Annotated in this window: 8 protein-coding genes and 3 pseudogenes; 5 read left to right on the top strand and 6 right to left on the bottom strand. The window is 58.6% G+C overall.

Going from position 1 to position 10,836, the window contains the following annotated elements; all coding sequences use genetic code 11:
* A pseudogene (locus QQL24_RS28215) lies at nt 1-381 on the top strand (tetratricopeptide repeat protein); the annotation flags it as partial.
* A gap of 264 nt (nt 382-645) precedes the next feature.
* Here the strand turns inward: QQL24_RS28215 and QQL24_RS28210 are convergent.
* The 3 genes from QQL24_RS28210 to QQL24_RS28200 form a co-directional block, all read right to left on the bottom strand.
* Nucleotides 646-1,578, bottom strand: a complete 933-nt coding sequence (locus QQL24_RS28210) for an ROK family protein (RefSeq protein ID WP_284315639.1) — start codon at nt 1,576-1,578, stop codon at nt 646-648.
* Nucleotides 1,575-2,615 carry an SIS domain-containing protein gene (locus tag QQL24_RS28205; RefSeq protein WP_284315638.1) on the bottom strand — a complete coding sequence of 347 codons (1,041 nt, stop codon included), beginning with the start codon at nt 2,613-2,615 and terminating at the stop codon, nt 1,575-1,577. Before QQL24_RS28205 ends, QQL24_RS28210 begins: the two co-directional genes overlap by 4 nt.
* A gap of 105 nt (nt 2,616-2,720) precedes the next feature.
* Nucleotides 2,721-3,536 (bottom strand): DeoR/GlpR family DNA-binding transcription regulator, encoded by an 816-nt coding sequence (locus tag QQL24_RS28200; RefSeq protein WP_284315637.1) that lies wholly within the window; start codon nt 3,534-3,536, stop codon nt 2,721-2,723.
* Between the two features lie 130 nt (nt 3,537-3,666).
* Between QQL24_RS28200 and QQL24_RS28195 the strand changes: the two genes are divergently transcribed.
* The 3 genes and pseudogenes from QQL24_RS28195 to QQL24_RS36750 form a co-directional block, all read left to right on the top strand.
* Complete coding sequence (locus tag QQL24_RS28195) at nt 3,667-5,148, top strand: APC family permease (RefSeq protein WP_284315636.1); 1,482 nt, start codon at nt 3,667-3,669, stop codon at nt 5,146-5,148.
* A gap of 200 nt (nt 5,149-5,348) precedes the next feature.
* Nucleotides 5,349-6,947 carry a choline dehydrogenase gene (locus tag QQL24_RS28190; RefSeq protein WP_284315635.1) on the top strand — a complete coding sequence of 533 codons (1,599 nt, stop codon included), beginning with the start codon at nt 5,349-5,351 and terminating at the stop codon, nt 6,945-6,947.
* A gap of 215 nt (nt 6,948-7,162) precedes the next feature.
* A pseudogene (locus QQL24_RS36750) lies at nt 7,163-7,276 on the top strand (IS6 family transposase); the annotation flags it as partial.
* A 131-nt stretch (nt 7,277-7,407) separates the two neighbouring features.
* Here the strand turns inward: QQL24_RS36750 and QQL24_RS28185 are convergent.
* Nucleotides 7,408-7,800 (bottom strand): hypothetical protein, encoded by a 393-nt coding sequence (locus tag QQL24_RS28185; RefSeq protein WP_284315634.1) that lies wholly within the window; start codon nt 7,798-7,800, stop codon nt 7,408-7,410.
* Between the two features lie 101 nt (nt 7,801-7,901).
* On the opposite strand from QQL24_RS28185, the gene QQL24_RS28180 reads away from it, so the two are divergent.
* A complete protein-coding gene (locus QQL24_RS28180) occupies nt 7,902-8,309 on the top strand; it encodes a hypothetical protein (protein ID WP_284315633.1) in 408 nt (135 codons plus the stop codon).
* A gap of 393 nt (nt 8,310-8,702) precedes the next feature.
* Here the strand turns inward: QQL24_RS28180 and QQL24_RS28175 are convergent.
* Nucleotides 8,703-9,616 (bottom strand): annotated as a pseudogene (locus QQL24_RS28175) (nucleotidyl transferase AbiEii/AbiGii toxin family protein).
* Nucleotides 9,613-10,350: a type IV toxin-antitoxin system AbiEi family antitoxin gene (locus tag QQL24_RS28170; protein WP_284315632.1), complete on the bottom strand. Its 738-nt coding sequence runs from the start codon at nt 10,348-10,350 to the stop codon at nt 9,613-9,615. Before QQL24_RS28170 ends, QQL24_RS28175 begins: the two are co-directional and overlap by 4 nt.
* Between the last annotated feature and the right edge of the window lie 486 nt (nt 10,351-10,836).

Here is a 10,836-nt window from a genome sequence, read left to right as displayed (position 1 = left end):
GTACTTTGTGGCAATGCGCTCTCTGTACTCGGGCAGCGCGAGAGCGGCACGGCGCGGCTGGAGGAGGCTGTGGCCGCCTATCGCGCCGCGCTCGAGGAACTAACGCGTGAGCGCGTGCCGCTCGACTGGGCGAAGACGCAGCACAATCTCGCCATTGCGCTCTCGACGCTCGGCGAGCGCGAGAGCGGCACGGCGCGGCTTGAGGAGGCTATAGCCGCTGGTGGCGCCGCACTCGAGGAGCGGACGCGCGAGCGAATGCCGCTCGACTGGGCGAAGACGCAGAATAATCTCGGCACGGTACTCACGCCTCGAGAGCGACTTCGCAAGGCGGCAGCGAGCCGAGGAAACCCAGGACCTTGTCGCGCGGGAGCTTCCGATTGAAGATCTCCTTTTCCCGTTCGTCGACGGCGCGAACCTGGAACCAGCGCTTGGCGATATCCAATCCAATGCGGACGATCTGATGCATGATGATGAGCCTTTCGCGTTGCCGGTCGAAATCGACCCGCTCCCGCCGCAGAGCCTGAACGCTCGGGGTCGGGCCGTCCACATCATCAGCTACGCCGATCCCCTGTTGCTACCGACGCGCCCTATGGCGCAGATTCCCCTGGGACTCTAATCGCTGCTGGATGACAAATCGGTGGCAGGTCAGTCCAAGCCCAGCTTGAAATCGTTTACCGGTTCACTAGAAATCAGAGCCGCGCCTATGGCACCCGCTTCATCGCCCAGGGCGCTAACCCGCACGCTGGACTCTACGGCAAATCCCGGCGCTCTCTCCATGGCTCGAACCAGCCCCCCTTGAAACAGATCAAGGTAATTGGCCGCGGTACCGCCCAGAATGGTGACTTCCGGCATGTAAAGCGTATGAAGGATCGACAGGCCTTTTCCAACGAGAGCACCGTAGGTGTCGAAGGCTTCACATATTTGCCGATCGCTTCTCTCAGCGGCGGCGTAAGGGAGCAGGTCTTTGCCCTGGAGGTTTGAAGGCAAATAAGGGCGGACCATAGCTTGGAGAGCGGAGCGTGATGCGACCTGTTCCCAGCATCCCTCGGCGCCGCAGTAGCACTTTCCAACTCCGCTTACGATTGGGATATGGCCTGCCTCTGGATGTGCTCCGATCGGGCCACGAAACGGCACACCATCCACAAGGAACGCGGCGCCGATCCCGGTCCCCAATGTGACCATCAGCATCCGGGCGGCTCCCTTGCCGGCGCCGACGCGCTGTTCCGCTATCGCGGCGACCACGGCGTCATTGTCGATCACCACCGGTACGCCAAGACGCTTCTTCAACTCGGCGACCAGCGGGATCTTCGAGAATGCAGGCAGCGTATCTAGATTGTGCACAATCCCTTCGGCTCGATCGACCGGACCCGTAGCGCCGATGCCTATGCCGCCCAAGACCTCGCCCTCAGGTACGAGCGTGTGGATCGCGGCAGCGAGGCGTGTGAGCCTTGTCTCGAGATCTCCCTCTCCGAGATCCTTGGTCGCGAGAATAGCCGAGGCCAAGATTCCCTTTGCCCCACAGGCGACGAGCCGGGTGCCGGTACCTCCAAGATCAATGCCTGCGAAGATCTCGCTCACAGTAGCGCCGTAATCTTCTGCCCGAACCGAAACTCGCCAGGCACAAAACCCGAACCCCGCGCGAGGGCGATACTGAGCTGCTGCAGCGCGCACATAGCGTGCGCCATGCGTCCAAAGTCGGAAAGGTCGGGTACAGGGACGTGCTCTGCTCCCTCGTAGTTTGTCGGAGCTATGGTCACGACGATACTGCCACTCAGGGACAGATCGCGTGCGAGCTGCCTCAACGTCGCGTCGTCGGCGGAGCCCGACCCGAACAGGAGCGCGGTAAGGCCGGGGCCCGCCAATTCCATTGGGCCATGCCGGAATTCGCCGCCAACGTAGCCTTCTGCAGACACTTTAGAAGCCTCTTTCAGGATAAGTGCACCGGTGAGGGCCGTCGCGGAATCTGCTCCCGTACCGACCAGCGCCAGGCGCGGATTCGGGCACCGCAGCGTCCGTTGAGCTAGCATCGACAAGTAGGGCGGTGGCGCACTGATCCACGCTCGCAAGCTCTTGGCCACATCCATTATTTCCGAGACGGCCGCTTTATCGGGACGCCCCTGGAAACGAGCACGGACCCGGTGTAGCCAGGCAAGTGTGTTGAGATAGCTCTTGCTGCTGACGGTTGCCTCAGGGCCGCTGTGGAGCTCAACGAGATAGTCGGCTGCAATTGCGAGGGGGCTGTTGGGGTCATTCGTGGTCGCAGCAACTGTACAGCTGTGCCCGTCCGGCAACCGCTTCAAGAGTTCGACGACTTCGCCACTGCGACCGGACTGGGAGGTGATCCACAGCATCGTGCTGTCCCTTATCAACTCTGGCGTTTCCAGCAGGCGATTGGTTTGGATACGCCACACGGGCAGACCCGCGCGAGCCAGCGTGAGCTCGAGTGGGATCGTTACATAGTCGGATGAGCCCATGCCGGTCAGGATGATTCGATCGAACTGTCCGAAATCCAAGGATGCGATCCCGGGCGACAGCGGCTTGAATGCGCAAGATTCCAGGGCATCGGGCTGGTCCAAGATGTCCTTTTCAAAGCCAGCGGCGGAGGATGAGGGCATGGAAGGCGGGCTCTCGATTCTGGGAAAGGCAACGACGTATCTGCATCGACCTTATGCACGAATGCACGAATTCGTGCAACTATCTTCGCGTGAAAATTGCTGTCGCTAGACACAGCGCAGCTTGCTGCCGAAGGCCGCGCGTTTGTCCGGAGCGAGGCCGCCGTCTGTGAGAAGGATATCGGCCTCGTCCAGTTGGCATACAGTTGCGAAGGCTCGCCGGCCGAATTTTGTGCTGTCGGCAGCGAAAACAACCTTCGCTGCTGCCGCGATCATCGCGTGCTTTGTCGGGATCTCGACGACATTGATGTTCGTTATACCTGCCTCTGCATCGATGCCTTCGGCGCCGAGAAAGGCCCAGTCGGCGTGAAGGCCATCAAAAGCCGCCACGGCGGCCGGTCCGACAAGCGTGTAGACGGTGTCTAGTAGCACGCCTCCAGTCATATGCAGGCGATTGGCTGGCTGGTCCGCGATGCACATCCCAATGCGCAGATCGTTGGTCACGATCGTCAAATTGCGGCGACGCTTCAATTCTGCGGCGATTTGATAGGTTGTGGAGCCATTGTCGAGGATAACGGTCTGGCCGTCTTGAACCAGATCGGCCGCCGCTCGCGCAATCGCTTGTTTCGCTTCGGGATTTTCGTGCTCGCGAACTTGGTAGGGCGTGTCGATTACGTTACCAGGCTCTGCCGGTAAGACGCCCCCATGTGTGCGACGGATCAACCCGGCCCGCGTAAGCTGGGCAAGATCGCGCCGGATTGTCGACCCGTCGACCGCGAAATCGCGAGCGAGCGCCGCTGCGTCGACATATCCCGCTTCGCGCACGCGCAGCAACAGGGCTCGGCGCCTGTCCGACGTTCCCATGCTCTTCTCCTTTTTCGCGCCGACACTACCCGGCAAGTCAATATCGCTCAGCTCGGCCATTCGTGCAAGAATAATTGCACGATATTGCGACTTGACTGCACACTTTCGTGCAATGTATTTGTCATATGCACGGGGTCCGCACCTACCCAAGAACGCCCCGGCCCAACCATCGATCCGAAGGGGGCCCTGAATGGCCAAAGAACAACTGCAGCCACTGCCGCAGCAGGGGCTCCAACGCAACTCGATCGGACTGACAACAGTCCTCATGCAAAGTATCGCTCAGATCGCGCCCGCGGTTGGCGTTCTGACCACGATCGCGTTCAACACGCAACAGGCAGGCCTCGGCGCGCCGTCAACCTACATCGCCGCCTTTGTGATAGGGCTAGTCGTGGCGATCTCCTTGTCAGAGCTGGGGAGGCACCTTCCCTCGGCGGGCGGCTTCTACACCTATGTCAGTGCGACCGTGGGTCCGGCCTTCGGATTCCTGGTGGGATGGCTCTATTCGTGGTTCGTTGCGATAATCCCCGGCGGACTTGCTTCCTACACCGGCTTTGTCCTGCAGACAGAGCTCAAGCAGCACTATGGTTTCAACCTGCCCTGGCAGATCGTCACCCTCGCCATCCTCCTTCTGGTCGGATTCGTTGGCTACCGGGGGATCAAGGTTTCGGGCAAGATGCTAACGATCCTTTCGATCATCGAGATGCTGATCGTTCTGGCATTGGCGATTTCCGGTTTGGTCTCGCCCGGTCCGGGCGGAATTTCGTTCGGTGGCTTTAATCCAGGGAATAGCACAAGCCTACACGGCTTCTATCTTGCCGTCGTGCTCTCGATCTTCGCCTTCACCGGCTGGGAGGGAGCGGCCGCCGTCGCGGAGGAGGCGCGAAGCCCCCGCACAATCATTCCGCGCGCCATCATCGGATCCATCATCCTTCTTGGCGTGTACTATGTCTTCTGCGCCTGGGGCATCCAGATTGGGTGGGGCACCCAGCATCTCGACGACCTGGCCAACGCAACAGAGAATCCGGCCTTCATCGTCGCCCAGCGCCTATGGGGCAACGGCTGGTTGCTCGTTCTTCTTGCCCTTCTCAATTCCGGCATCGCCGTTTGCATCGCCTGCACCGTCGATTCGACTCGCAACTGGTATGCCATGGCCCGTGCCAAGGCGCTCCCTGCCTGGTTGAATCAGACCCATCCCGTCTTTCGCACGCCCCACACCGCAGTCCTGGCACAGTCCGCACTTGCCCTCCTGGTCGGTCTGGGCGTTGGGTCTCTTGTAGCGCCCGATCAGTCCTTCTTCATGCTCGGCACTTTGGGTACGATCATCTATGTATTTGTCTATTTGATGGGAAATATCGGCGTCGCCAGGTTTTTCCTGACGACAGCAAGGCACGAGCTCAACGTCCTTATTCATATCGTGTTTCCGATCGTCTCGACCGTTGCCCTCTTCCTGGTCCTGTATTACTCGCTCGTTCCGCTGCCCGACCCTCCGGTCGGTTACGCGCCCGAGATTGCAGCCGTGTTGTTGGTGACTGGATTGCTGGTCCTTTGGCGGCTGCAACTGAGCCGGGCCAGTGACTGGAAAGCCCTTTCACAATATGTCGTGAGCGCAGACCCCGCGCCGTCTGTACCTCCGTTGGTGGCGGTTCGGTCAAGCGCGGCAGAGCGCCGTTGAGGCGCTATCCCCAGCGCCTATGAGGGCTCGCTGAATAGTGCAGTGAGCCCAATTGGAGCCGGGCCCTGGAACCCAGCCATCTCGCCTCCCGAGCAGCCGCCGCCCATCAATCGCCGGATGCCAGACTCCGTCATATTTTCGCGTCAAATTCTGCCTCGTCGTTCGAACCCCGAGCCTCTTGCCAGCATTGGACAGTTTTGATGAGCCGCAACAGATCTGAATTCGACTATGTCATCGTCGGCGCCGGTTCGGCGGGATGTGTCCTCGCCAACCGCTTAACCGAGAACGCTTCTCTCGAGGTTTGCCTGATCGAGGCGGGGCCTGCCGACAATAGTATCGTCATTCGGATGCCTGCCGCACTGACCTTTCCAATCGAGAGCGACGTCTACAACTGGAAATTCGAAAGTGAGCCTGAAGTAGAGCTGCACGGCCGCAGTATCGGTCAAGCGCGCGGCCGCTGCCTCGGTGGCAGTTCCTCCATCAATGGCATGGTGTTCGTCCGCGGCAGCGATAAGGATTATGACGGCTGGCGCGACTTCGGCCTCGAAGGGTGGGACTTCAAGGATTGCCTACCCTATTTCCGGAAGATGGAGAGTTTTGAAGGCGGACGCGACCAGATGCGCGGCGGCGCAGGTCCGATCTCGGTCGTTCGCAGTAAGGCAGATCATCCACTTTACCAATCTTTTCTCAAAGCTGGTCAGGAATACGGATTGCGCAATGCCGGTGACTACAACAGCGGCAATCAGGAAGGCGTCCATATTACTCAGGCGACGATCCGCGACGGCGTACGTTGCAGCACGAGCCTGGCCTATCTCAAGCCCGCCGCGAAACGGCCCAATCTAACGGTGATGACCGATTGTCTTGTGGAGCGGGTCGATTTCGAGGGCAAAGTGGCCGTGGGCGTTACGCTCTCGCGCCGCCGCGGGAGGCAACATATCCGTGCCGGGCGTGAGGTGATCCTTTCCGCAGGCACGATCGGGTCGCCTCATCTGCTGATGTTATCGGGCATCGGGGACCGAGAGCATCTGATGGCGCATGGCATTTCTCCCCACACCAATCTCCCGGGCGTGGGAGCGGACCTTCAGGATCACGTCGTCGCCCCGCTGCGCTTTCAGTCGACAGATGGCGTCTCCATTCGGCGACAACTCAATACGTTCGGACGGGTCAAGCTCGGGCTCGAATGGCTGTTGTTCAAAACGGGGCTCGGCGCCACGAATTTCTTTGAAGTGGGTGCGTTCTTCAAGAGCAGCGATGAAGTTGCCTACTTCAACATGCAACATGAATTCCTGCCTTTTCTCGCGGATTTTCAATCCGGAAAGGTCACGATCTCGGACGGGTTCCAGTATTTCGTTAGTCAGATGCGTCCTTACAGCCGCGGGCGCATCTCGCTCAAAACGGCCAACCCGGTCGAAAAGCCGGCTATTCGGTTCAACTATCTGACCGACAAGCGTGATATATTCGAGATGGTCGCAGGCATTCGGAAAACACTTGAGATGGTCGGGCAGTCTGCATGGTCGCGCTATCGCGGTGCAGCGGTCGACACCCCGGACATCAAAGCGTCCGATCTCGAGATTGCCGCGTGGCTCCGAACCGTCGCGAACACCGAACATCACCCAACGAGCACGTGTCGTATGGGCTCGGACGATCTCGCCGTGACCGACGGCCAAGGGCATGTGCATGGCGTCGACCGGCTGCGGATCGTCGATGGCTCCATCATTCCCCGTGTGCCCTCTGCGAATATCAATGCACCTATCATCATGGTGGCGGAGAAGATCGCGGCCTCGATCTCATCAATTTAAGTGGAAGAGGTAAACGTAGGCGGTGGTTCGAAGACCATCATGTCGAAAGCTATCGGTATGATCTGCCGTGCTTCCGCGCTGCATGGCACCGTCAGAGTAACTTGTCCGAGGCTGGTCCGGAAGGGTAGGGAGAGAGGATGGCGCATCCCAAACCCAATCCGTTTCGCTATTTCAATTCGTCGCCGGAGGTGATCCGCCTGGCCGTGATGATGTAGGTGCGTTACCCCTTGTCATTGAGGAATGTTGAGGACCTGCTGCATGAGCGCGGCATCGACATCTGCCATGAGACGGTGAGATTTTGGTGGAACCGCTTCGGCCCGCTGTTCGCCGGTGCCATGTATTGATTGTGGCTCAACACAGTATCACGTTGGACAGAATCGAGCAGGCTCGGTAACGTATTGCCGCCACAGAAAATCATTGGATCAAACTGGGCCCGGTCGAAAGGCCGGTTTTTTTGTTGTTAGTTCCTTGGCCCTTGCGGACCCGCTTGCTTCACCGCAACCTGCCCTTGCAGATAGCCAGAAAGCTTAAGCGCTTCTTCCGATGGAATATGATAACTCAGCCATCCAAATCGAGGGTCGCGGATATGAAGCAGGCTGTTGCCCTGCATTAGCTCAGGTTCGGTGAACCACGATGGGTTATTAATCGCGAAAACCATCTTTTGACCAACGGCATACTTCTCTGGAATTTGTGGCTTCATCCGAGCGCGAAAATCTCCTAAGTTTTTTAAGATGTCTTCGAGCTGAGCTACGTTCAGTGTCAAAACAACAACCGGGCCCGTTGGGAAGGTTAGGGTAACCGTTTCCAAATCGTCTTCTAACTTCCAATTCGGTCCTTGTTGATCATCCGCCATGGTCGAATCTCCCGTCGATATGGCGGAGATTAGCACCTTTCCAGTACATAAGCCGTAGCCTGTCGCCCGGATAAATACTGTCGATCAATCAGACCGGCGGTATGACTCTTTCAGACACTCAGCGCGCCATCGAACAGCGCGCCTTCAACCAATCCGCAATCCGACAAGACCGCGCACTGTCACGCGCCAACGAAACCAAATCGACCGGTGACACAAAGGCCGGTCGATATTTTGTCACGACCCTGAACGCGCCACTCGTTAAGCCGATGGCTTTGTTCCGCACCAAGACACGTGGCAAACAGGCATCAGTTGCACAGAAGCTATCGGCAACCGGGATCGAGGCCGAAGCTATAAGCTTCCTGACTGCGAAAGGGATCGTCAATTCCATCGCACTCAGTGACAAGCCTGGCCGGGTCCCAATCATGGAAAGCCGACGTTGGGTGCGCAACATAAACTGTTGCATTTTATACGCCCCGCAAATGGACCTCGCAACGGACGATTATCGCTAATCAGGCCGATCGTTCGAAGCCATTGGACTGTCTAGAAAGCTAATACGAGAGGTCTACCCTGTCCCCTTTCTAGGCGGACCCGCCAAAAGCGCTCTGGCAGCTCGCGGCTCCGTTCCGGTCACGCCAGAGCGCACCATCGGATGACCGCCGGGGGCATCGTTGCCTCGAGTAGCCCAGCCCGGCTCGCATGACGTCCCTTATGAAACTGGGAAATGCGACTCTGACTGTTCATCCATAGATGGTTTAGTCAGCCTTCTTCGACATCATGGCGAGCAGCATTGCGGCGTCGTCCATAATTGCCTCCAGTGCCATTTCAAATGGTGGGCGGTGAGTTATGGCGCTGCAACAGGAGTTTGCGCTCGGATCCAAGATATCAAGCGCCGCAATTGACCGCTATTCTAGCCGCTGCGCCAATAGCTTGGACTGCTCGGCGAATTTTCTAGGGTTGCTCCTCTGAAGCCGTTCCAAATTATGAAGCTTCCATCGAATGCCTGGAAGTTGTTCCACATGGGGTAACCCGAGCAGGGACCATTCCGGTTGATTGGTGACCAATGTAAGCAAGAAACTGCGCTCGTCCGTGCTCAATCCGTGCTGCAATTCGGCCAACATACGTTCGCGTGCGGCAAGCAAGGCTTCCAATTCCACTGGCTCGATGGTCATGCCTCGGAAATTGCTCTCGTAGTCTTGCCTGATATCTCTCAATGTGGGGAACAGAACCTCGTGAACCGGTCGGTTGTGGCTGGCCAGATAGACAACGAACGTCTTACGGATGTCTGGGGTGATCCCCTCATGCGCGAAGAGCTCCATCACATCGAATAGATCACGAGGGTGTTGTCGATCCATTGCAGCAACCAGCTTGCCGCCATAAAGACCTCCTGGGAGACAACGGGTAATTCGAGATCCGCCAACAGCGTTTCCCGGGCGTTGGGCGTCAAGGAGGCCATGCGAATAGGGTGGACCGTGCCGCGCATGACGAAATTTGCTTCGATCTTGACCTCGATAGTGCCGCGCCGCACGAGCAGCTTGGTCTCGCCGGCGTCCACTGATGCAGACGCGTGCGTTTGAAAACCTCGCTTGTTCAGACGCTCCGTGGATTGCCGTAACGCCTCGTTGATGCGCCGAAGTGCCTGGTCGCGTGGGGGCAGATGATCTGTAAAGACAAGGTCGAGATCGACCGACAGCCTTGGCATGTCGCGGACAAACATATTGATCGCCGTGCCACCCTTGAGCGCGAATGTTCCGTCAGCGAAAACGAATGGCGCGACCTGCGTTAAGAGGCGGGCTGTATCGAGATAGATCTGGTTCATGGCTTAAGCACCAGCAGGCCGTCAGCGGAACGGGACACCCAGGGACGCTCGCTGCCGACAGGCAGCTTTGTGGAATCGAGTTTGCTCACCCAGGGAAGGGAAGCTTCCCTGCCAAGCTGCAGGCAGAGCCGTACGGTCTTGACGCTGCCGCAGCGCTGCAGGAGTTCGCGTAACACGTCGGCCCGTAGACTGTAGGTGCTTTCCACGAGCTCCCGCGCTTCTGGCAGGGTTTGCCGGACCCCGACTTCGCTTAGCACTTCCAGCAGAGCACGTTCCGGAGACGACACGTTCGGAGCATCGGTGCGTTTCTCAAAAGGGCCGGCATGCAGCAAGGCATCTGGCTGTTCATCAAACAGGCGCTTTCGGTGATACTCGGCGGGAAACCGTTCCGTAAACCAGTCTGGCAAGCGCGCTGCCACCCACCCATAGAGGTGTAACGTGGGCTGCTGGGCCACATAGTGTCGTATGCCATACCAATCGAGGGCAGACTTGCCGCCGACATGCAGGCCCTTGAAACGGCGCTGCAGCAGAAGGAGTGAAGGGTGCAAGGCCGGGGTGTCATTCGGCCGGGAGTAGATGCCTGGTGTCAATCTTGTGAGCCAGCCTGCTCGCACATAGTGAACGGCCAGGTCGGCCGATATACCAAGGGCGGCCAAATCCTCGGACGTCAGCGGCGTCCCCGGCGCCAGTCGGGTATAAAGGGAATTTAGTTTATTTCGATATGTCGTAGCCATGCTACGATTATAGGCGCCTAATCAAATCGATGCCAGATTTCATTATGTTCGCATGATCGTAGTTTGGCTACGATCATCAGTACTATTTCAAATCGAGATAGCAAAGAGCACCTGCCTTCCCCCAAATTGAGCCACGCCGGCGAGAAAAGAGCTAAGGGCGTCCCGCCCTCGCGCGGGCAAGGGGCCGGAGCGGTCTCCCCGACCTTCCGCGCGGCCCGACCGCCAGCATCTCCCCGAAAACCAGAAATCCGCTTGTGCAGGCCGGGTGATCCCCCTCCGCTCCGGCCCCTTGCCCTTGCTACCCCTCTGCTCGCCGCGAGGCAGGGTTTGCAGCGCAGTGCTGCGCCTCAAACCCTGACCTATTCGGAGAAAGACCATGAGCACGAAGACCACGATGGACACTATCACCGACAACGGAACCGAGCTGTTGATTTCCGTCGAGAAGTGGCTCTGACGCACTTTTGCTGTGGCGGAATGGCTACGTCG

This window comes from Labrys miyagiensis, from assembly GCF_030160835.1.
GTDB classification, from domain to species: domain Bacteria; phylum Pseudomonadota; class Alphaproteobacteria; order Rhizobiales; family Labraceae; genus Labrys; species Labrys miyagiensis.
This window is presented reverse-complemented; position numbering and strand designations above follow the sequence as displayed.

Coding starts and splice junctions, on each gene's coding strand:
- QQL24_RS28170 (WP_284315632.1), bottom strand. CDS start 10,350: ATGGCTACGACATATCGAAATAAACTAAATTCCCTTTATACCCGACTG.
- QQL24_RS28205 (WP_284315638.1), bottom strand. CDS start 2,615: ATGCCCTCATCCTCCGCCGCTGGCTTTGAAAAGGACATCTTGGACCAG.
- QQL24_RS28190 (WP_284315635.1), top strand. CDS start 5,349: ATGAGCCGCAACAGATCTGAATTCGACTATGTCATCGTCGGCGCCGGT.
- QQL24_RS28180 (WP_284315633.1), top strand. CDS start 7,902: ATGACTCTTTCAGACACTCAGCGCGCCATCGAACAGCGCGCCTTCAAC.
- QQL24_RS28195 (WP_284315636.1), top strand. CDS start 3,667: ATGGCCAAAGAACAACTGCAGCCACTGCCGCAGCAGGGGCTCCAACGC.
- QQL24_RS28185 (WP_284315634.1), bottom strand. CDS start 7,800: ATGGCGGATGATCAACAAGGACCGAATTGGAAGTTAGAAGACGATTTG.
- QQL24_RS28200 (WP_284315637.1), bottom strand. CDS start 3,536: ATGGCCGAGCTGAGCGATATTGACTTGCCGGGTAGTGTCGGCGCGAAA.